The sequence below is a fragment of the Pseudomonas anguilliseptica genome (assembly GCF_021375795.1).
In the GTDB taxonomy this organism is placed as follows: domain Bacteria; phylum Pseudomonadota; class Gammaproteobacteria; order Pseudomonadales; family Pseudomonadaceae; genus Aquipseudomonas; species Aquipseudomonas anguilliseptica_A.
The window spans coordinates 252,432-273,852 of the sequence record NZ_JAEIOI010000001.1; the positions used below are offsets into that span (position 1 = coordinate 252,432).

Genomic DNA, 21,421 nt, shown 5'->3' on the forward strand with positions numbered 1-21,421 from the left:
CTCAGCCCTTACCCTTGGTGCGCGTCAGGTGGGGGCCGCCGTTCTTCTCGATGTACTGGATGATCATCCCGGCAACGTCCTTGCCGGTGGTGGTTTCAATGCCTTCCAGGCCCGGCGATGAGTTCACTTCCATCACCAGCGGGCCGTGATTGGAGCGCAGGATATCCACCCCGGCCACGCTCAGCCCCATGACCTTGGCCGCGCGGATGGCGGTCATGCGTTCTTCCGGGGTGATCTTGATCAGGCTGGCGCTGCCACCACGGTGCAGGTTGGAGCGAAATTCGCCGGGCCTGGCCTGACGCTTCATCGCTGCAATCACCTTGTCGCCGACCACGAAGCAGCGGATGTCCGCGCCGCCGGCTTCCTTGATGTATTCCTGCACCATGATGTCCTGCTTGAGGCCCATAAAGGCTTCGATCACCGACTCGGCGGCAGTGGCGGTTTCGCACAGCACCACGCCGATGCCCTGGGTGCCTTCCAGCACCTTGATCACCAGCGGTGCGCCGTTGACCATCTGGATCAGGTCGGCAATGTCATCCGGCGAGTGGGCAAAACCGGTGACTGGCAGGCCGACGCCGCGGCGCGACAGCAGTTGCAGCGAGCGCAGCTTGTCCCGCGAGCGGGCGATGGCCACCGATTCGTTGAGTGGAAACACGCCCATCATTTCGAACTGACGCAGTACGGCGCAGCCGTAGAAGGTCACTGAGGCACCGATGCGCGGAATCACCGCATCGAAGCCTTCCAGCGGTTTACCGCGGTAATGGATCTGCGGCTTGTGGCTGGCGATGTTCATGTAGGCGCGCAGGGTATCGATCACCACCATCTCATGGCCGCGCAACTGCCCGGCTTCAACCAGGCGGCGGGTGGAATACAGGCGCGGGTTGCGCGACAGCACGGCGATCTTCATTGGGCACCAGAAGGGTCAGCAAGGGTGGGTTTGTTCTGTACGTAGCTCAGGGCCGGGTTGACCAGCAGTTGTCCGGCAATCAGCGCCTTGGAGCCGAGCAGCACGCGGTAGCGCATGGTCTTGCGGCAGGTCAGGGTGAACTCCACCGGCCATTCGCGCTCACCCAGGGTCAGGGTGGTGCGGATGACGTAGCGCGACTGACTCTGGCCGTTGGAACTTTTGATGGTCTTTACCGATACCAGTTGCGCCTCGCAGCGATGCCGGCGTTGTACCAGGGTGCCGAGGTGCGCGGTGAAGCGTACCCAGGGCTGGCCATCGCGGTCGAACGGCTGGATATCGCTGGCGTGCAGGCTGGATGTGCTGGCCCCGGTATCGATCTTGGCGCGCAGGCCGACCATGCCCAGTTCCGGCAGGTTGATCCATTCGCGCAGGCCGATGACGCCAAGTTGGTCAAAAGTCTTCAAAGGGCAGTTCCAGGCTATTTGCGGGCATTCTAGTTGGCACGTGTGACAACTGCATCAGGCAAAATGTCCGCCTGCACAGTGTGATCAGCGAGGGCTGGATGAGCGAGAAACAAGACGACAAGGTGCGCCTGGACAAATGGCTGTGGGCCGCGCGCTTCTATAAAACTCGCGCCCTGGCCAAGGCCGCCATCGAAGGCGGCAAGGTGCATCACCGCGGCGAGCGCTGCAAACCGGGCAAGGAGCCCAAGGTGGGTGACGTCTATGTAATCCGCACCGGCTTTGAGGAACGCAGTGTGGTGGTGCAGGCGTTGTCCGTGGTGCGGCGTGGCGCGCCAGAAGCACAGGCGTTGTATGCCGAAACCGCCGAGAGCATCGTGCGCCGCGAGCAGGCCGCCGCCCAGCGCAAGGCCGGAGCATTGGGGCTGCAGACCGAGGGTCGGCCAAGCAAGAAGCAGCGCCGGCAGATTCACGATTTCAACGAGCGACAGGATGGCGGCCTGCGCCATCCCTGGGCTGACGAAGAGGACTAGCGCCCGCTGATCACACTCAGGCGGCCCAGCAGGGGCAGCTTGGCCAGGCTTTGCAGCAGTGGCTGGGTGACATACTCCAGCCACTCGCTGGCTTTGTAGGCAAACGGCGTAAAGCAGCCCCAGGCCAGGGCCAGTATTGCCAGGAACACGCCGCCGACCAGCGCATCCGAGCCCCAGTGTGCGCCGGCTACCAGGCGCGGCAGCATAAAGATCACGGCCATCGTCCAGACCAGCAACAAACGCCAGTTGCGCGCAAAGAAGCTCATAAACATCGCCCAGATCAACAGCACCGAGGCGTGATCGCCGGGGAAGCTGCGGGTAGCGCTGTCCTTCATGTCCCAGCGTTCTTCCCAGGTTGGGAACAGCTCAGTCAGCCGCGCGGCGCCTTCCACCACCAAGGATGCGCTCGGACGCTGCCAGCCCATCAGCTTGACCAGTTCGGCAAAGCCGACGCGAAACAGCAGCATCACGAACAGCGCGGCGAGAAAGGCGTAGAGCGCTTTACGTACCTGAGCGGCGCTAAACACCAGGTTGGCCTTGAGCATCACCGCCAGCATCAGCACGCCAACCCCCATGTCGACCGGGCGCATGCTGCCGATGGCCCAAACCTGTGCCCACAGGCCGGCGCCGTGCACGGGCTCGTTGAGCAGGGCAAACAGTTGCAGATCGAACTGGTCCCACAGCATGCGGCTCGGTGCCCACAGCCAGCTGGCGAGCAGCAGCAGGGCGACGACATGGCAGGCAAGCAGCGGGCGCAGGCGCCATTGGTCGTTAATAAAGGAAGGGCTCATGCAGTGGCATCCTTGTCATCTGTAAGGGATTAAGGCGGCGGGCATGCTAGGGATTCAGTCCTTGAATTGCAAAGATTCGCGCGGCCTTTTGTCGACAACTGTGACCCGGGTTGGTATCGATAGCTTCTGCCCGCAGGGCTGATAGATAAGAGGCGCTTGGTCGGTTGGGCGTTTGCGCCTAAAATCGCGGGCCGAAACACATTCAGTGAAATTGGCATGTCTGATTTTTCCCAACGCTTCTTGTTCGATGACAGCGATATTCGCGGCGAGCTGGTCGGCCTGACCGACAGTTACGGCCACGTACTGGCCAAACATGACTACCCGCAGCCGGTCGCCCAGTTGCTCGGTGAACTGCTGGCGGCCGCCTCGCTGCTGATCGGCACCCTGAAATTCGACGGCCTGCTGATCCTCCAGGCGCGCTCCTCCGGTGCCGTCCCGCTGCTGATGGTCGAATGCTCCAGCGACGGCGAGTTGCGTGGCATTGCCCGCTACCATGCCGAGCAGATCGCCGCCGATGCCAACCTGCGCGAGCTGATGCCCGATGGTGTACTGGCCATGACCGTCGACCCGAAAGCCGGGCAGCGTTACCAGGGCATCGTTGATCTGGAAGGCGACACCCTGGCCGATTGCCTGACCAATTACTTCGCCACCTCCGAGCAGTTGCCTACGCGCTTCTGGCTCAACGCCGATGGCCAGCGTGCGCGCGGCCTGCTGCTGCAGCAGTTGCCGGCCGACCGTCTGAAGGAAGCTGATGAGCGTGAAGCCAGCTGGCAGCACGCCATGGCTCTGGCCGACACGCTGAAGGCCGAGGAACTGCTCGGGCTGGACAACGAGACTCTGTTGCACCGCCTGTATCACCAGGAAGCGCTGCGCCTGTTCGACCCGCGCGCTCTGCAATTTCGTTGCAGCTGCTCGCGTGAGCGCTCCAGCCGCGCGCTGATCAGCCTCGGTCAGGCCGATGCCGAGGCGCTGGTGCAGGAGCATGGCGGCAGCGTGGAAATCGACTGCCAGTTCTGCAACGAGCGCTACCTGTTCGATGCCGCCGATGTGCTGCAACTGTTTATCGACGGTAGTACCGATGCGCCGTCAGACACGCGCCACTAGGGCGCGCAGCTCTAAAACGAGGCGCGGAGAACTGATCAGAGGCTGCACCCGCAGCTAAATTTTTCTGGCATAATCCGCGCACTTTTTCGCTGTAGTAGTGCTCCACTTTCTACTACAAAACGTTCGGAAGACTCGGCCACGTGGCCGACGGGGATCCACATGACGCAAGCCAACAACGCCGTGTACACCGACATCAGCGCCGCCCAACTGGTCGAAGAAGCCCTTCGTCGCGGTGAAGGCGAGCTGGCCGCCAATGGCTCGCTGGTCGTACGTACAGGCCATCGCACGGGTCGTTCTCCGGCTGACCGCTTCATCGTGCAAGAGCCGAGCACCGAGGCGAAAATCGCCTGGGGCGCAATCAACCGTCCGTTCCCGGCTGACAAGTTCGACGCCCTGTGGGACCGCGTGCAGGCGTTCTCCGATGCCCAGGACAGCTTCGTTTCCTACGTTCATGTAGGTTCTGCCGACGCACACTACCTGCCGGTCAAGATGACCACCGCCACCGCCTGGCAGAACCTGTTCGGCCGTTGCCTGTTCATCAACCCGGAGCAGTACAACCCGGCTGGCAAGGACGAGTGGCAGATCCTCAACGTTGCCAACTTCGAGTGCGTACCTGAGCGTGACGGCACCAACTCCGATGGCTGCGTGATCCTCAACTTCGCCGCCAAGAAAGTCCTGATCGCCGGCATGCGTTACGCCGGTGAAATGAAAAAAGCCATGTTCAGCGTGCAGAACTTCCTGCTGCCGGACGCCGACGTGCTGCCGATGCACTGCGCCGCCAACATCGGTGAAGAGGGCGACGTGACCCTGTTCTTCGGTCTGTCCGGCACCGGCAAGACCACCCTGTCCGCTGACCCAAGCCGCTACCTGATCGGCGACGACGAGCACGGCTGGGGTGTGGGCGTGGTGTTCAACATCGAAGGCGGTTGCTATGCCAAGTGCATCGACCTGTCCGAGAAGAACGAGCCGGTGATCTGGAAAGCCATCCAGTTCGGCGCCGTACTGGAAAACGTCGTCCTCGACGAAAACCGCGTCCCGAACTACGCCGACGACAGCCTGACCCAGAACAGCCGTGCGGCCTATCCGCTGGAGCTGGTCGAGAAGCGCAGCGAGAAGAACCTCGGCGGCGAGCCGAACGCGGTGATCTTCCTGACCTGCGACCTGACTGGCGTACTGCCGCCGGTGTCGATCCTCAACGAAGAGCAAGCGGCTTATCACTTCCTCTCCGGTTACACCGCGCTGGTCGGTTCTACCGAAATGGGCAGCGGCGGCGGCATCAAGTCGACCTTCTCCACCTGCTTCGGCGCACCGTTCTTCCCGCGTCCGGCTGGCGAGTACGCTGAGCTGCTGATCAAGCGTATCCGTGGTTTCAACTCCAAAGTCTATCTGGTCAACACCGGCTGGACCGGCGGTGGCTACGGCGTGGGCAAGCGCTTCAACATCCCGACCACCCGTGGCGTGATCGCAGCGATCCAGAGCGGCGCGCTGATCGGTGCCGAAACTGAGCTGCTGCCGATCATCAACCTGAGCGTGCCGAAGTCGGTACCGGGCGTTGAAACCAACCTGCTCAACCCGCGCAACACCTGGGAAGACAAGAACGCCTACGACGAAGCGGCGAAAGGCCTGGCTGGTCTGTTCATCGACAACTTCAAGAAGTTCGATGTGTCCGACGCCATCCGCAACGCCGGCCCGCAACTCTAAGTTGTAAGCGCTGTACTGAAAAAACCGCCGAGATCGGCGGTTTTTTTATGCATGGGAAATTGCAGCGATAGCCTGTGGGAGGCGCTTTAGCGGCGAGTTCTCGTCAATGAAGGCGTTGTTGCGGCTAAAGCCCCTCCTGCGGTGCTCTGCATGTGCGATAAGCAACGGAAAAGCCGCCCGGAGGCGGCTTTGGGTGCGTATCTGCTAACAGATCAGGCACATTTGCGAGTGTTGCGCGTTGCATTGTTGCTCAGGTGGCCGCTCTGCACGGCCTGGCTGTTGCTATGTGGTTGTCTCGGGCCACAGCGCTAACGGGGTTGGCAACTCAGGCGATTTCCGGGGCCGTTGTCTGCAACTGTCGACTTCAGCATGACTGGCTACTGCCAGATAGGTGTCGATATGTCGCGGGTGAGCACTGGCGCTTTCGAGTTGTATGGCGGCGTTAGGTCTATGGTTTGGCATCACTCACGGCGAACCTGAGTTGTCCCGCCAGACTGCGCATCGGCCTGTTGCTGCGTCAGCTACTCCGGTTCTTCCGGGGTCTATGCGGCGCGGCCATCGGGCCTGGGTGGTGAGCGATCTAGTGGAAAACCGGCAAGCTGCCGCTGAACCCAGATACCTGCATACTCATCTCCTCTTTCACTTGCATGGTTTGAATGTACGCCAGAGTGGCCGATGCTGTTAGTTGGATTGGCAATAGCGGCGCGGCCTGTAGGAATCAATCATTGTTTGCCGCCAGTGCGGTCAATGGAGTGACAGCCATGAGTACCCTGGAACGTGTATTTGGCTTCAAGCAATTGCGCCCCGGTCAGGAGCGCGTGGTGACGGCTGTACTCGCTGGCCGTTCGGCGGCGGCGATTTTCCCCACCGGGTCGGGCAAGTCCCTGTGCTACCAGCTGCCGGCGCTGCATCTGCCGCACCTGACCCTGGTGGTCTCGCCCTTGCTGGCGCTGATGCAGGACCAGCTGGCGTTTCTGCATAGCCGTGGCATCAGCGCTGCGAGTATCGATTCGGCGCAAAGCCGCGAGGAGGCCAGCGCGGTAATGGCGCGGGCGAAATCCGGCGAGCTGAAGATTCTGATGATCTCGGTCGAACGGCTGAAAAACGAGCGCTTTCGCAACTTTATCGCCCAGGTGCCGATCTCTCTGCTGGTGATCGACGAGGCGCACTGTATTTCCGAGTGGGGGCACAACTTCCGCCCGGATTACCTCAAGCTGCCGGACTACCAGCGCCAGTTCGGCATCCCGCAGGTGCTGTTGCTCACCGCCACGGCCACGCCGCCGGTGATTGCCGATATGCAGCAGAAGTTCGCCATCGCCGCCGAGGATGTGGTCACTACCGGTTTCTATCGCGCCAACCTCAACCTGCTGGTGGAGCCCGTCAGCGGCGCCGACAAGCAGCGCCGTCTGGAGCAGTGGTTGGGCGCCAAGGCCGGGCAGCCGAGCATCGTTTACGTGACCCAGCAGAAAACCGCCGAGCAAGTGGCTGCGCACCTGAGCCAGCGCGGAATTGCCGCCAGCGCCTACCACGCCGGCATGGCCTCTGATGCGCGGGAGGCGATTCAACGGCAGTTTATGGCCGGACAGATCAACTGCATCGTTGCCACTATCGCCTTCGGCATGGGCATCGACAAGGCGGATATCCGCAATGTGCTGCACTTCGACCTGCCGAAATCCATCGAGAATTACAGCCAGGAAATCGGCCGTGCCGGCCGCGATGGCCAGCCCTCCGACTGCTTGGTGCTGGCCAATCGCGACAGCCTCAACGTGCTGGAAAACTTCGTGTACGGCGATACGCCGGAGCTGGACGGCATCCGTTGTGTGCTCGACGAACTGCTGAATAGCAGCCAGAACGGCGAATGGGAGCTGATGCTTAACCAGCTCTCCGAGCAGAGCAATATTCGTCAGCTGCCGTTGAAGACCCTGCTGGTGCAATTGGAGTTGCGCGGGATCATCGCCCCGCGTTACGCCTATTTCGCCGAATATCGCTTCAAATACTTGGTGGAACCTGAAGCCCTGCTGGAGCAGTTCGAGGGTGAGCGGCGGCAGTTTGTCGAGGCATTGATCAGCACCTCGCAACGCGCGCGAACCTGGTGCACGGTGGATTTCGACCAGCTCTATCAGCAGCACCAGGCCGAGCGGGGCCGGGTGATCAAAGCCCTGGATTATTTCCAGGAAAAGGGCTGGGTCGAGCTGGAAAGCAAGCAGATGGCCGAGGTTTACGCGCTACTTGAGCCAGGCTTTGACCCGGCAGCCTTGAGCGTTGAACTGCACCGCTATTTCAGCCAGCAGGAAGCCAGCGAGATCAGCCGGATTCACGCCATGCTCGCGCTGTTTGCCAGCGAGCAGTGCCTGAGCCAACGCTTGGCCGCCTATTTCGGTGACGCCAACGCGCCGCAGCAGTGTGGGCATTGTTCGGTGTGCTGTGGGCAGGCGGCTCGGCTACCCGAGCCGCCAGCGTTGCCGCCGTTGGCAGAGCTGGATAGGCAGGCGCTCTGTGACGGCTTCGTGCGCAAACATCAGGAGCTCAAGGACGTTGCGCCGAGCCGCGAATGCCTGACGCGCTACCTCTGCGGCATCAGCGTGCCGCTGTTTACCAAGCTCAAAGCGCGTCAGTTCAGCGGCTTTGCCGCGTTGGAGGCTTACCCTTATGCGGCAGTGCGCGAGTGGCTAGGGACGTCGGCAGGGTTGCCTAACGGCTGATTCAAGGGCAGATCATCCGCCCGCCGCCGGTGCATTGATCTTCGTCGTCCACCGCTGCGCTCTGCATGCGTACCGTGGCTTCGGAGGTGACGATAAAGCCGGCGCGGCTGCGGCAGACGTCCGCATAGTTGGTACTGGTACGACGTGACACATCCTGGAAACTGGCGGAAGCCCGGCCTGTATTCTTGCGGTCGACAAATTGCGAGGTCGAGCTGAGTAGCCTGTCGACGATTGGAACGATCAGCCTCATGCAGTACTGCACGCGAATTTTCAGCAGGTTGGCGTCCTGGATCGATACCGGGTTCTGCTGCATCGGGCGGTACATCAGGTTGTCGTTGGGGATCGCGTCATAGGCGTTGCCGTCACCGAGCGGGTCATCCTGTTCTATCGCCCAGGCCCCGAACGCTGCGCTGTCAGGACTGACACGGGTGATCAGCAGGAAGTTGTCGATTTCCTCGGCCGTATGATCCAGACGCTGCTCTTCATCCTGAATCTGGGAAAACATCGGGTACATGCCACGCACCAGGCCACGGCGCATGTCGGCGTACTGGGCGTTATTCATCGCACCGATACGCGCCGCCTGAAAGGTGGCGTAGTTCAGGCCGGTTTTGGTCGAGTAAATAAAGGCAGCCTGCACGGCCCCGAAAATCAGCAGGATCAGCACCGGGATGATGATCAGGAATTCGGTCATTGCTTGTGCAGCTTGCCCGCGCCGTTTCATTTCAAGGCTCCTGCTCGGCGTCGCGGCCGGGTTGCTCCATCACGTCGAGCAGGCGCTTGCCCAGTGCCAGGGCGCGGTCGGCCTGGGGCTGTTGCGGGTTGAGGGTGCTCTGCATCTCGGTAGCGGTGAACAGTGCTTCGCGCAGTTGCAGCTGCAGCAGGTTATGCCAGGCGCGTGCGTGCTGGCGGTCGCGCAGCAGTGCTTCGCGGTAGCTGTTGATCGCGCCCTGAACATCGCCCTGGCGGGCTAGGCTGTTACCAAGCTGGTAACGCACGCCGGCATCGGCCGGCATGGCCTTGGCCAGACGGCGATATTGCTCGCCAGCCTCAACGAAGCGGCCGTTGGCGTAGTCCTGATTGGCGGCATTCTGCAGGGCCAGCAAATCGGATTGCGGCAGGCCGGCGCAGCCTGACAACAGCAGGCTGGCGAGGGCGAGGCTCAGGATGCGCATTTAAGACTGTCTCCGGGTTCTATGTGCAGGCGTTGGCATTCGCCGGCGCTCAGTTCAACCACGCTACGGGCGCGCCAGCAGGCACTGAAGCGCCAGGGGCGCAGGTTATGGCGTATCGCGATAATGCGCTGTTCGGCGTCTAGATAAAGTACGTCGATGGCAAAGCGCATAAAACAGCAGTGTACCGAGTTGCAAGGGCTGATCCACAAACCGTGGGTTGCCGGCAGGCTACGTCGCCCGAGCAGGCCGCGCAGGCGCGTCCAGGGCGTTGCCGCCGACTCCAACTGCAACGGCGTGACTCCGCCAGCCTGGTGGATAAGCTGGCTGTTCACGTCTGGCCCATAAACTTGACCACAATCGGGAAGAGCAGAATCACGAAGGTCAGCGGGAAGATAAACATGATCAGCGGGATGACCAGTTTTACCGGTGCCTGCATGGCGGTTTTCTCGGCCCGTTGGAAGCGTTCTTCGAGGCGCTGCTCAGCCTGGATCTTCAAGGTGGTGCGCAGGCTGCTGCCCATCTTTTCCGCCTGGATCACCGAGCGTACGAAGGTGCTGACATCCTTGAGGTTGACGCGTTGTTCCAGGCGCGTAAGGGCCTCGGCACGCGGCAGACCGGAACGGATGTCGCGCAGGACGATGCGAAACTCATTCTTCATCGCGCCATCCGGGCCTTTATCCACGGCCTGCTGCAAGGCGCCAAGAAAGTTCAGGCCGGCGTCCACGCACATGGTCAGGTATTCGAGAAATACCGGCAGGTTGCGGATGATGTCACGGTCGCGGCGCTTGTGTGTGTCGCTGATCCACATCATCGGCAGCGCCGCACCCATGACCAGCATAACCAGCAGCACTGGCCAGATGATGCCGCTCTTGCCAGTGGCCATGGGCAGCGCGGCGGCGAGTGGGAAGAGGATCGCCAGGGTGATGCACAGGGCGAGAAAGTCCTCGGCAGTCAGCACATAGAGTGCACCGGTCTTCTGCAGCTTCAGGTCGAGCTTGTCCATCTGCTGGGGCGGCACGTTGCTGCAGAAGAAATGGCTGATCAGGCGTACCAGCGGCCAGATAGGGCGCACCCAACTGGGTACCGGATCCATATAGGCGCGGTTTTCCTCGGGCACCAGCGTCAGCAGCCAGATAAACAACAGCAGTGAGCAGCTGACGGCAATCCCCAGGCCGGCGCTGCTGAGTAGGGCGAGTAGTTCAGTCATGCGTCAATCCGGGTAATGCGTCTGATGGACATAAAGCCGAGCACTTCCATCACCACCATCACGGTCAGCACCATCAGGCCGTTGCGGGTGGTGTAGAGCTGGCTCATGGCCTCCGGCTCAATGGCGCTGAGGATGCCGGCGAGAAACACCGGCAGCAGCGCCATAAAGGTGCCCTGGGCGCGGCCCTGGGCGGTCAGGCTGTCGATCTTGCCTTCCATGATGCGTTTGCGGCGCAGCATGGCCGCCATGCCATTGATGGTTTCCACCAGGTTGCCACCGACCTCACGGCTGATACGGATCGCCGAGCTGGCCATGATGAAGGAGGGCAGCGGGATGCGTTTCTCCAGCTTAAGCAGGGCATCTTCCAGGGTGACCCCGAGGCGGATGTTCTTGATCAGCAGGCCGAACTCCTGCGACAGCGGAGCCGGCGACTGCTGCACCACGTTCTCCAGCGCCATATTCAGGCTGGCCCCCGATTGCAGGCTGCTGGAAAGCAGCATAAAGGCATCGGGCAACTGCTCTTCGAACTTCTGCAAGCGCGCCTTGGTCATCTGTTTAAGGATCAGCCGTGGCACGAATACCGCCACTATCGCGCCGGCGATGGTCAGCACGAGGATCTGGAACAGCACATGCAAGAACAGCGGGATCAGCACCAGCAGCATCAGGTTGAGGATGAACAGCTGGCGGCCGTTAGCGAAGATGAACATATCGGCCATCTCAATCTCGGCATTGCGCGAGAACTGCTTGCGATAGAAACCGAAAAAGTCCGAAACGCGGTCGGCCAACAGCACGGCGGCAATCCCCACCGCCGCGCCAAGGGCCGCGATACAGCCGATCAGGAGCAGGTCGCTCATGAGTCCATCCTTGGGCGGAAGATGTCCAGGTTGACCGGAATGCCGCGTTTGGCCAGGGCCTCGTAGAACTCCGGTACCTGACCCGTGGCGTGGAACTGGCCTTTGACCCGGCCGTTCTCGTCGAAACCGTTCTGCTGGAAGCGGAAGATTTCGTTGAGCTGGATGGTGGCCTGCTCCATGCCGGTGATTTCACTGATGCTGGTGATGCGCCGTGAACCGTCGCCGAAACGGGTTTGCTGCACGATCAGTTGTACCGCCGAAGCGATCTGCTCACGGATCGCCTGTACCGGCAGGTCCATACCGGCCATCAGCACCATCACCTCCAGACGGCGCAGCATGTCGCGTGGGCTGTTGGCGTGGCCGGTGGTCAGCGAGCCGTCGTGACCGGTGTTCATCGCCTGCAGCATGTCCAGTGCTTCGCCACCACGGCACTCGCCGACCACGATGCGGTCGGGGCGCATCCGCAGGCAGTTGCGCACCAGGTCGCGGATGGTCACATGGCCTTTGCCTTCCATGTTCGCCGGGCGCGCTTCCAGCGCTACCACGTGGGGTTGCACCAGCTTCAGTTCGGCGGCGTCTTCCACCGTTACCACGCGCTCTTCAACCGGGATAAAGTTGGAGAGGATGTTCAGCAGTGTGGTTTTGCCTGAGCCGGTACCACCACTCACCACGATATTCAGACGTTGCTCTACCGCCGTACGCAGAAACTCGACCATTTGCGGGTTGATGGTGCCGAAGCCGATCAGATCGTCGGTGGTCAGCTTTTTTTCCGAGAATTTACGAATGGTCAGGCACGGCCCACGCAACGCCAGTGGCGGGATGATGGCGTTGACCCGCGAGCCATCCTTGAGGCGCGCGTCGACCATCGGTGAGCTTTCGTCGATGCGCCGGCCCAGCGGCGAGATGATCCGCTCAATGGTCGAGAGCACTGCGGCGTTGGAGCTGAAGTTGATCGGTGTTTTCTCCAGCCGGCCGGCGCGCTCGACGTAGATGTCGTTGTGCGCGTTGACCATGATTTCGCTGACGGTTTTGTCGGCGATCAGGTCCTCCAGCGGGCCAAGGCCGATGGCTTCATCCAGTACGATCTTGCGCAGTGTTTCGGTATTCAGGGCTGGTAGGCGACCACCGACCTGCTGGAGGATTTCATCGATCAACCCGGACAGGGTGCTGCGTACCTGCTCGTGGTCCATGCTGTCGAGGTTCATCCGGCGCAGGTCGAGGGCACGGAACAGCTCGCCCTGAATGAACTGCGCCCACTCCATATAAGCCTGATCGTGGCCTTGCTTCTCGGCCGGAGCCTCCAAGTCTTCCAGCTCCGGTACCAGCGGTGCCAGGCTGTCGGCTTCGTCGTTCTGCTGAGTGTTCAGGGCGCGCACACGCACCAGATAGCCGCCGATGGCAATTGCATCTTCGGGGGTCAGTGGGCCATGGCGCGACACCGGACGTTCGTTGACCAGCACCTCGTAGCCACGGCTGACGTCTTCGACAAACAGTCCGGCCAGGGAGTGTTCGATGCGAGCATGCACCGGTGCGATCTTCCAGCCGCGCAGGCGGATCAGCCCGCCGCGCGCCTTGCCCAGCTCACAGTAGGCGCTGGTGCAGGTGAGCTTTTCCAGCGGTTTGCCGTCGCGATAAGTGACTTCAATCTCGAACATGTTGGCCTCAGTCGATCAGCTCAATGGCACCGGCTTTTTCCTGGTAGCGCTTGAGCAGTTCGTCATTACGCTGCAGCTCCTGGGCGTTGATCGAGTCCGGGGCGGCGGTCATCAGGCGCGGGGTGATAAAGATCACCAGTTCGGTGCGTTTGTCCGTGCCGGAGTCGCTGCCGAACAGGCGGCCGATCCAGGGCATCTCACGTAGCAGCGGGATACCCTGATTAGCGTAGGCGTTTTCCGTGGTAATCAGGCCAGACAGCACCAGGGTTTCGCCCAGGCGCAGTTGCACGTCGTTCTCGGTGCGGCGGGTCTTGAAGGCCGGGTAGCCGCTGACCTGGTTAGCCATGTCCACCTGGCTGATTTCGGCGGAAACCTTGGTGGAAATCTGCTCGTTGCCGTAGACCTTGGGCTCGATATTGAGCATCACCCCGTAGTCCTTGTACTCCACCGAAGGACCGCTGATGCTGCTGGTAACCACCGGTGTTTGCCCGCCGACAGTCAGTTGTGCCTTGCCGCCGCTGCGTGCGGACAGCCGTGGGGAGGCCAGGGTCAGTGCCGCGCCGTCCTTTTCCAGCAGGTTGATACGCGAGGTGATTTCGGTGGCTATACCCCAGTAGCCCACAGTACCCAGCGCGAATTTCTCCGAATTGGCAGCCAGTCCCGAGACTGCCAGGCCGGTGGTTTTGTCGACAGCGGGAGGCAGGCTATTGATGGGGCTAAGCGTAGAGTTGGTCGAGGGGAACTGGCCACGGAAGTATTTGTTATTACGCTGGTCAGAGGCGAGCGACCAACTTGGGCCATTGATCTGGTCATCCCAGATAATGCCCAGGCTTTCGGTGTAGTCCTTGGAGAACTCGGTCACGCGCACATCGAAATAAACCATCGGCGCGTCGTATTCGGAGGTCGGCTGGGCCAGCACCATGACGTCCGGGTAGCTCTGCTTGACCACCTCGATGCGCGTCATGTCTACCGCGTCGAGGCTGCCGTCGATGACGATCTGCCGGCCGACGGCCTTGATGCTGATGCCGGGGATATTGCCGAGCATGGCTTGTACCTCGCTCAGCACTTCGAGGGCGTCGGACTTGCTGGCCGCGCCTTGCTGCTCCTCGGCGAGGACAATCACGTTGTCGCCATAAGGCTTGGCTGCGTCCTTGATCTGCACCAGTTGCGTGGCACTGACCCGTCCTTCGATCACCACCTGGCGGCCTACCGTACGCAGGCGTGCACCGGGAATGCTGCTCAGCAAGGCGCGCAGTTCCGGCAACTGGCGATAGCCGTTCGCTTTGGCCACCACCACGCTCATCTGCTCGCGGCTGCCATCCTCGAACCAGATCAGCATGGTGGTTTCGCCATCCTGCTGGGCAGTGAGAACGATTTCCTCGTTTTTCAGCAGAGTGGCGCTGATCAGCTCGACATTGCCCACTGCCACGCGCTCGACCCCCGGCGCCTTGAGCACCCGTACATCGCCATCGTAGAGCAGCAGTGCGGTGGGAAGTACGTTGGCCTGAGCGGCAAAGCTCAGGCACAGGGTTGCCAGCATTCCTACTAAAAATCGCATCGTGTCCCGCCCTGATCTGTACGAATTTGTCTTGTTATGGTTTTGTCCGCCCCTTATCCGGCTGGAAGAGGGGCAGCGGGGAAGTGCTTATTCCAGCCGCAGTGTCTGGATGGGCAGCACACCCTGTTTGCCGGTACCGCCGGGGATAAACTGGATCATCCGCGTGGTATCGCGGCGAGTCGCGCTGACGGGTGTATCCCTTGGGGTTTCCACGCCGATGCTGACGCCACGAGCCAGCACGTTGCCGTTGTTGTCCACCACTTTGCCGTCGACCACCTTGCCGATGGCTTTGCCGGACGCATCGTAGACGGTGTCTCCACGTACTGTACCGAGTACCTTGCCGGATGCATCGCGCACCACTTGCTGGGCATCCTGGCGCAGCCCGACGTCGGCATCGGCCTTGAGGTTGCCGGCCAGGTCGTAAACCTTGCCGTCGCGCACGGTGCCGACCTTGCGACCCTGGCTATCGATCACGTCGTTGCCGACAATACTGCCGAGCACATTGCCGTTGGCGTCACGCGCCACCAGTACTGCGTCGGCCATTGGCTTGCCATCGCTGTCGAGTACGGCCTGTTCGGCTTTGCCCAGTACCTTGCCGTCACTGCCGATGGCCACGCCGTCCTTGACCGTACCGAGCACCTTGCCGTTGGCATCAATCAGTTGGCCGTCCTTGACGGTACCGAGTACCTTGCCGTTGGCATCCCGGACGATTTCCCCCGGTGCACCAATCACCTTGCCGCTGGCATCGACCAGTTTGCCGTCAACCAGTTTGCCGCTGACATCACTGCTGGCGCCTGCAACGCTTGAGCTGCTCATGTCGATCACTCGGCCGTTGGCATCCAGAGCGACATTCTGTTCAACCCGGCCCAGTTCCTTACCATCGAGGCCGACGGCTTTGCCGTCCTGGTAAGCACCGATGACATTGCCCTGGGCGTCGACTACCTTGCCGTCGACTACCTTGCCGATAACGTTGCCATCAGCATCACGTACCACGGTGGCGCGTTCGCTCATGCGCAGTAACGGGTCGTCGGTAGCCAGGCCGCGAACGATACGGCCCATGACTTTGCCATCGAGGCCGATGGCCTGGCCGTCGATAATCTGGCCGATGATGCGGCCCCGCTCATCCACCACGTTGTTACCGACGATGCGGCCGAGCAACTTGCCGTCGGCACCCAGCACCACGTCGACGGTTTCTGCCGGTAGTGGGTCGAGCAGGCTGGAAACGGTGACCTGACCCAACTCGGCAGCGCTGCTGTCTTTCGGGTGGCGCAGCACGGCGACCAGTTCGCCGGCTTTTTCCGCCAGCTCCACACGAGCGACCTGTGCCGGGGTGAGCATCAGCGACAGAGTAGAGAAGTTCATGTTGAAGCCGTCAGGTGTGCTGCGGTCGTGGTAGTTCTCGTACTTGCGACCTTTGGCGTCTTCGCGGCCGGCAGCGAGCACCTCGACATCTTGCAGAACGTTGATCACTACTTCGTCGGAGTAATTGGTTTGCTCCTGCAGGCCGATATCGGTGGCCGAAAAAGTGCCGAGTAGGTCGATGCGGTCGCCAGGGCGCAACATGCCATCGAAGGAGTTGATCTTGCTGACTTTGACGGTCTTGACCCGCTTGCCCAGCGCGACGTTTTCCGAGAAGCGCGACACGCCGTCCTGTTCCACCGAGTCCCAGCTCAGGGGGCGGCCTTTCTGCAGGTCGCGAATGGTCAGGCGGTTTTCCAACTGTGCCCAATCATCGGCCAGCACGGCATTGGAGGGCAGGTAGTCGCGTGGAACGTCCATGATTGCCACGTTTTCCGGGGTCAGCGGCTGGGCCTTGGCGATGTCGGTCTTGGGGACGATCACCGATACCTTTACCTCGTTGGCCGGCTGATAGGCCGCACGGTACTGCGATTCCTTGGCTTTCAGGTACAGCCAGCCGAGCAGTGCGGCGAGCACTCCGCAGGCGATGGCGATGATCAGTAGTTTTTTTCCCGAAACGGATGACATGTTGCTCCCCAATCCCATGAATGCCCCATTTGGGGTTTCAGTTTATTATTCGCTGCCTCAATGCCGCGTCTTGTTGTTTCAGCCGTCTATTGCTGCCAGCGGCCTTACTTGCTTAACGTCCATTTGCTGGTAACGGGGTCGTAGGTCACGGTGGTTTTGCCTTTGCAGTCCTGGCTGTCGTCGACCCCATTGACGAACCCGCCCACGCCTTGTTGCCCGCCGTTACTCAGGCGCAAGGACGGGTCGTTGAACTTGCTCTCCGGAACGCCACTGAGAATGTCGCCATTGTTGAGCGTGTCGCTCCAGCCCCCGGGCATCACCAGACATGGCGAATAGTTTTTCCAGTTGCTGTTTGGCATGAGGACAAACTCCACGCTTACCAGCTCCTCGTCTTCGTTGCCCACTTCATTGGTGAATGTGGACGGGGCGGTAAGCGTGCTCTTGAGCGAGTAGAGGCGACCGTTCAATTCATAGCTGGAGGTCTGCGGTACGCCGTTGTCATCCAGTGTCACGATGCGGCGCATCGGCGCAGCGGTAAATCCTGTGGGTTGCGGGTCGAGCAGTTTGCGGTCGTTGGCGGAATAGAACTTGTTCTTGTACAGGTAGGCGAAGCCGTAGACCTTGCCGCCGGCGGTGAGCGCCATCAGTGGCAACTCGTTGCCATTTTCGTCGACCCACTGGCGGTTGCTTGTGGCGCCGCCATAGATGATGTTGCCGGCCCCGTCGACGAATACGCAGTCGCCGCTATCGGTGCGTCGGCACCAGGCGAGGATATTGCCGTTGTCGTCAACCAGCATGTCGCCGTCCATGCGTCCGAGCAGATCACCGTTCTGGTCGTAGACCCATTCGATGGAGGGAAGCTGTGCGTCGACGTCCGGCAGTTCGGTATCACCTGGCGCTGGGGTTTCGCCGTCGTCGTAGTCGCCTTCTTCGGAGTCGTTCTCGTTGAAGCGCACCTTGGTGTTGTTATAGCGCTGCACCTTGTTCATTTCGCTGGACTGGGTGCGGTAGTTGTTGTGCACATTGTCGAACAGCTGCGTGACATCAGTAGTCGCAGCCAGCAGCGCCACGCCAGTGACACCGAGTACCACCATGTACTCGGTCATGGATTGGCCCAGCTGGCGCAGGCGACTCATCAGCGATCCATCCGGTTGAGCAGGATTTGCGTGCGGCCGTCGGCGCGTATCAGGCCGACGGTCATCAACTCGCGACCCTTGGCGAAATTGAGGACGATGGCGTTGTCCTGGTTGCTGCGGCCCTCCAGGGCCCAGCCCTGGCTGAGCAGTTCGGCTTCGTACCAGGCACGGGTGTTGTCCAGGTCGTCTTCGCCCAGCAGCATGACCATGCGGCCCTTGCGAATATCGTCATCGCTGCGCATGTCGCTGATCACCTGCGCCCCTAGCGGCACCGGCATGCCAGTCCCCAATGCCTGTTTGCCGGCGTCACTGGCCGGGGGGTTGGTCAGCAGCATACGACCGTAGCTGAAGCGATCATTCTGGGCGCGTACCTGCAGCATCATCATGCAGTGCTTGTTGATGTGCAGAATCTGCTCCCAGCCATTGAACTCGGTGAAGTCCACCTCTTGCCACTTCCCGGTGTAGAAGGTCTTGACCTGTTCCACGGTGGCAGGCACGCGGAAACTGCGTCCGGCCATGGGCGAGTGGTTCCACTGCACATTGCCGCCCAGTGAGCTGACCAGCATGCCGTCCATCCGCGGGAAATCGTCATAGTCACAATCGGCCTGGGCGTTGGCGCAGGCCAGCAGCAGGCTGCCGCATAGAAGTCGGGAAAGTCTGTTCATTTGAAGTAGCAGAAGCCGGTGGTGGCGTTGCAGGTAACCTCGCTGTCGGGCATCGGGTCGGTGTTTACCGGGGCGAAGTTGACGTCATTGAACGAGGGCTCGAACAGGCCGATCAGGCCTTTGAGCACACCCCAGACCGGGTTGTCCTCGACCATGGTGCCGAGTACAAAGTCATCGGTCTTTTCATGGAAGTGCCCTTCACTCTGCGCAACCCAGCCATCGGCCAACACTGCCGATTTGGCCCTGACGTTGAGCTGGTTGGCGAACTGGTCACCGAATAGCGGGTTGCCGCCAAGCTGACCGCCAGCCATCGGTACAGGGATATTGATGGCGGTCCGGTAGAAGTTCTGGGTCGGATGAGCGATCTGCAGCAGGTCGCCGTCGCCGCCGCCGAAACTGAGGATGCTGACCACCTTGGCCACTCCGCCCATGACATCGTTGTAAGTGTCGATGATGGTGTAGGCCAGCCCAGGCGTAGCGGTTTTGGCCAGGCTGGCATTGTTCGCCGCACTGCCAGCGCTGGCCATGGTCTGGCCGCTGTGGGTCCAGCGCCAAAGCCGGTTGTTGGCCGTTGGCTGGTCGATGTCGCTGGCGGCCAAGGCCCGGCTGGTAGCCTCGAATGGCAGCAGGCGTTGTTCGGCGCTGTTGCGGATATCGGCATCCGAGCGGATCGCCAGATAGCCATTGGTGGTGTCGATCTGGCTTGGCAGGTCTTCTTTTTCCTGGCCGTATGGGCTGTACCAGACGGTACGTTCCCAGGCGGTGTAACGCGCCAGTTCCTGGGCCTTGTAGGACATGTCGGCCAACTTGGCCACCACGGGCACCAGAACAAACAGCAGCAACAGACAACCGGCGGTCATCACCACAAATTCGGCCATTGCCTGCCCACGGCAGCGCCAGTGCAGGTTCATGGCAATGCTCCCGTGACACCGTCCTGGGCTTTATCCAGCACTTCGTCGGTGATCTTTTCCAGCACCGGTTTGGCGACCGGTTTGATCATCGGTGGCAGTTTGTCCATCAGCCGGTCTCGGCCCGGCTCGATCACAAACTGACGGGCCAGGTCGAACAGAAAACCAGCCACGTTCGCCGGAGTGACATTGAGAATCTCGGTCAGGTCGATCTTGCCGGATGCAATAAATTGCATGACCTGACTCGGCTCGCGCAGGCGTGCATCCCAGAACGGGCTGTACTGGTTGGGCGACTCGCTACGGCCCGGCGGTGGGGCGAAATAGGTTTCCGCCGAGGAAATGGTCATCATCCGCTCGCCATCGCCCCACAGGAATACCAGCGGGTTGTCATCCACCCCTTCGGTTTGCAGGGCGAAACGCCCCTTGCGATTCAGCACATTGGAGGTGTCGGCGACCGGCCGCAGGTTGAGGCTGTCGGGGTTGTCGCTGGTGCGAATGGACGTCAGCGGTTTGGAGACCGCCACGGTGAACTCCTTGCTGCGTCCGGTTTCGGCATGGTCCTCACCGAGCACGAAGAATGACGGTGAGCCGCTATAACCGGTGTTGACGTCCTCGGCGAGGTTGGTGCCGTAGATCATCATGGGAAAGATGCCCCAGCCGTACGTCACGGCATGTACCGGATGCAGCGCATCTCCATAGGGCCGCGGTTTGCTCGCGAGCAGGCCTTGAGTGGGATTACCCCACTGTGGGCCGAACAGGTATTGGTCACCGACGTTAGTGACCAATTGTTGGGTTGCGCCGCCCAGCGGCAAGCCGAGCCCGAACTGGATGCCGTCATCGAAAATGGTGACGCAGCCGACCAGCGGCAGGCACAGCTCGATCGCCAGATCCAGTTCGAGCTTGAAACCCATCGAACTGTAGTCCAGCGAGCTCCAGCCAAATACCGGCATGGCCTTGCCGGCCCCCGAAGTGCTCAGCGGGTTGTACACGTAGGCGGTGCCGCCGTTGTTGAACACCCCAACCTCGAAGCCGAACCTGAATTTGATATTGATAAAGCCCAGCGGCAGGCGGATTTCCGGCGTGCTGAAGCCGACGGCCGCATCAAAGGTGCGCTCCGACAGCCAGGCATTTCGCTGTTCGTTGATGGTGGCCGCGAAATAGCGTGACGCGTTACCGGTTACGGTCATGTCCTTGGATTTGCTGGTGCCGGTCTTGTTGTGCATCTCCGGGGCCATATTGACCAGCATCGATCCGGGCGTATAACCACCGAGAAAGTCGGCCAACAGATCCTCATCATCTGCTGGCGGAGTGCTGGTGCTTCCGCCACTTGTGCCACCCCCGGTGCCACCGGGTGGCGTGCTGGCGGTGTCATTGGCGCCCCTGATTTTCTCCAGCAGGGTGTCGACCGGCAGGTAGTCGGCAAAATAGGTGAGGATAAAGTTCTGCACCAGCAGCATGGTCGACAGCGGTGCGACCTCCAGGCGATCGCCGGGGCTGCCGGGGGGCCTGTCCATCTGGTGTTGCCTGACTATTTCACCGGGTATTCGCGCCTGCGCCTCGAAGGTGGCAATGGCGAAGGCTTTTTGGAAAAAGCCCATGATCATGTTGAAACTCGATACTACGTCCGGGTAGACCTTCATCACCGGCGTGGCCACGGCGCGTACCCCGTGGCCGAGTATCTGGTACGGCAGGGTGACGACGTTGAGCACGTCGGCAACTGACGGTTTGGGTGGGATCAGCAGGATCGGCACCTGATAGGCCGGAAAGCTGTTGACCCAGCGCGGAATGTTGGCGTAACGCTTGGCCCAGGACATCAACGCCACCACCTGGCCAATCGACAGCTCGTTAGCGACGATGGCGCGGTTGGTGTAGGCGATCAGATTCTGATGGCGGGCGAACAGTTTGGCCTGGGAGTAAGCGGCCGCGTCAGCAGCGTTTTCCAGCTGCACGCGATCACGGGTAAGGATGCCCTGATTGAATAGCAGAATCAGGGCGATCAGGGCGATACCCATAAACAGCAGGCCAAATACCATGGCCTGCCCGCGTTGCCGTTGCCGGTTCATCGCTGCTGTTTCGCAGGT

At 61.1% G+C, this 21,421-nt stretch carries 19 protein-coding genes; 4 read left to right on the plus strand and 15 right to left on the minus strand.

Annotated features, from left to right (window positions below; translation table 11 throughout):
• Position 1: 1 nt before the first annotated feature.
• Together rimK and IOD17_RS01175 are read right to left on the minus strand one after the other, a co-directional pair.
• Positions 2 to 907 (minus strand): 30S ribosomal protein S6--L-glutamate ligase, encoded by a 906-nt coding sequence (gene rimK / locus IOD17_RS01170; protein ID WP_233683284.1) that lies wholly within the window; start codon positions 905 to 907, stop codon positions 2 to 4.
• On the minus strand, positions 904 to 1,338 hold the full coding sequence (locus IOD17_RS01175; RefSeq protein ID WP_257777425.1) for an ATP-dependent zinc protease: 435 nt from the start codon (positions 1,336 to 1,338) through the stop codon (positions 904 to 906). Before IOD17_RS01175 ends, rimK begins: the two co-directional genes overlap by 4 nt.
• A 131-nt stretch (positions 1,339 to 1,469) precedes the next feature.
• Here IOD17_RS01175 and IOD17_RS01180 point away from each other — a divergent pair, with 131 nt between their 5' ends.
• Positions 1,470 to 1,901: an RNA-binding S4 domain-containing protein gene (locus IOD17_RS01180; protein ID WP_233683285.1), complete on the plus strand. Its 432-nt coding sequence runs from the start codon at positions 1,470 to 1,472 to the stop codon at positions 1,899 to 1,901.
• Here the strand turns inward: IOD17_RS01180 and IOD17_RS01185 are convergent.
• Entirely contained in the window at positions 1,898 to 2,692 is a 795-nt protein-coding gene (locus tag IOD17_RS01185) for a phosphatase PAP2 family protein (protein ID WP_233683286.1), read from the minus strand. The two genes, IOD17_RS01180 and IOD17_RS01185, sit on opposite strands and share 4 nt — an antisense overlap.
• Positions 2,693 to 2,908: 216 nt before the next feature.
• On the opposite strand from IOD17_RS01185, the gene hslO reads away from it, so the two are divergent.
• From hslO to IOD17_RS01200, 3 genes are all read left to right on the plus strand, one after another.
• On the plus strand, positions 2,909 to 3,796 hold the full coding sequence (gene hslO / locus IOD17_RS01190; RefSeq protein ID WP_233683287.1) for an Hsp33 family molecular chaperone HslO: 888 nt from the start codon (positions 2,909 to 2,911) through the stop codon (positions 3,794 to 3,796).
• 159 nt (positions 3,797 to 3,955) lie between these two features.
• On the plus strand, positions 3,956 to 5,497 hold the full coding sequence (locus IOD17_RS01195; RefSeq protein ID WP_233683288.1) for a phosphoenolpyruvate carboxykinase: 1,542 nt from the start codon (positions 3,956 to 3,958) through the stop codon (positions 5,495 to 5,497).
• A 761-nt stretch (positions 5,498 to 6,258) separates the two neighbouring features.
• Complete coding sequence (locus IOD17_RS01200; RefSeq protein ID WP_233683289.1) at positions 6,259 to 8,199, plus strand: RecQ family ATP-dependent DNA helicase; 1,941 nt, start codon at positions 6,259 to 6,261, stop codon at positions 8,197 to 8,199.
• A 1-nt stretch (position 8,200) separates the two neighbouring features.
• On the opposite strand, the gene IOD17_RS01205 is transcribed toward IOD17_RS01200, so the two are convergent.
• The 12 genes from IOD17_RS01205 to IOD17_RS01260 form a co-directional block, all read right to left on the minus strand.
• On the minus strand, positions 8,201 to 8,920 hold the full coding sequence (locus tag IOD17_RS01205; protein WP_233683290.1) for a TadE/TadG family type IV pilus assembly protein: 720 nt from the start codon (positions 8,918 to 8,920) through the stop codon (positions 8,201 to 8,203).
• Position 8,921: 1 nt separating this feature from the next.
• Positions 8,922 to 9,371 carry a tetratricopeptide repeat protein gene (locus tag IOD17_RS01210; RefSeq protein WP_233683291.1) on the minus strand — a complete coding sequence of 150 codons (450 nt, stop codon included), beginning with the start codon at positions 9,369 to 9,371 and terminating at the stop codon, positions 8,922 to 8,924.
• Positions 9,359 to 9,703, minus strand: coding sequence for a DUF192 domain-containing protein (locus IOD17_RS01215; protein ID WP_233683292.1), 345 nt, complete (start codon positions 9,701 to 9,703; stop codon positions 9,359 to 9,361). The genes IOD17_RS01210 and IOD17_RS01215 overlap by 13 nt, the downstream gene beginning before the upstream one ends.
• Complete coding sequence (locus IOD17_RS01220; protein WP_233683293.1) at positions 9,700 to 10,578, minus strand: type II secretion system F family protein; 879 nt, start codon at positions 10,576 to 10,578, stop codon at positions 9,700 to 9,702. Before IOD17_RS01220 ends, IOD17_RS01215 begins: the two co-directional genes overlap by 4 nt.
• Positions 10,575 to 11,432 carry a type II secretion system F family protein gene (locus IOD17_RS01225; protein WP_233683294.1) on the minus strand — a complete coding sequence of 286 codons (858 nt, stop codon included), beginning with the start codon at positions 11,430 to 11,432 and terminating at the stop codon, positions 10,575 to 10,577. The genes IOD17_RS01220 and IOD17_RS01225 overlap by 4 nt, the downstream gene beginning before the upstream one ends.
• Positions 11,429 to 13,087, minus strand: a complete 1,659-nt coding sequence (locus IOD17_RS01230) for an ATPase, T2SS/T4P/T4SS family (protein ID WP_233683295.1) — start codon at positions 13,085 to 13,087, stop codon at positions 11,429 to 11,431. The genes IOD17_RS01225 and IOD17_RS01230 overlap by 4 nt, the downstream gene beginning before the upstream one ends.
• A 7-nt stretch (positions 13,088 to 13,094) precedes the next feature.
• Complete coding sequence (locus tag IOD17_RS01235) at positions 13,095 to 14,645, minus strand: pilus assembly protein N-terminal domain-containing protein (protein ID WP_233683296.1); 1,551 nt, start codon at positions 14,643 to 14,645, stop codon at positions 13,095 to 13,097.
• An 87-nt stretch (positions 14,646 to 14,732) separates the two neighbouring features.
• Positions 14,733 to 16,631 (minus strand): Flp pilus assembly protein CpaB, encoded by a 1,899-nt coding sequence (gene cpaB / locus IOD17_RS01240; RefSeq protein ID WP_233683297.1) that lies wholly within the window; start codon positions 16,629 to 16,631, stop codon positions 14,733 to 14,735.
• A gap of 104 nt (positions 16,632 to 16,735) precedes the next feature.
• Entirely contained in the window at positions 16,736 to 17,767 is a 1,032-nt protein-coding gene (locus IOD17_RS01245; RefSeq protein ID WP_233683298.1) for a hypothetical protein, read from the minus strand.
• A complete protein-coding gene (locus IOD17_RS01250) occupies positions 17,767 to 18,432 on the minus strand; it encodes a hypothetical protein (RefSeq protein ID WP_233683299.1) in 666 nt (221 codons plus the stop codon). The genes IOD17_RS01245 and IOD17_RS01250 overlap by 1 nt, the downstream gene beginning before the upstream one ends.
• Positions 18,429 to 19,343 (minus strand): hypothetical protein, encoded by a 915-nt coding sequence (locus IOD17_RS01255; RefSeq protein WP_233683300.1) that lies wholly within the window; start codon positions 19,341 to 19,343, stop codon positions 18,429 to 18,431. Before IOD17_RS01255 ends, IOD17_RS01250 begins: the two co-directional genes overlap by 4 nt.
• Positions 19,340 to 21,403, minus strand: a complete 2,064-nt coding sequence (locus IOD17_RS01260) for a hypothetical protein (RefSeq protein WP_233683301.1) — start codon at positions 21,401 to 21,403, stop codon at positions 19,340 to 19,342. Before IOD17_RS01260 ends, IOD17_RS01255 begins: the two co-directional genes overlap by 4 nt.
• Positions 21,404 to 21,421 lie beyond the last annotated feature (18 nt).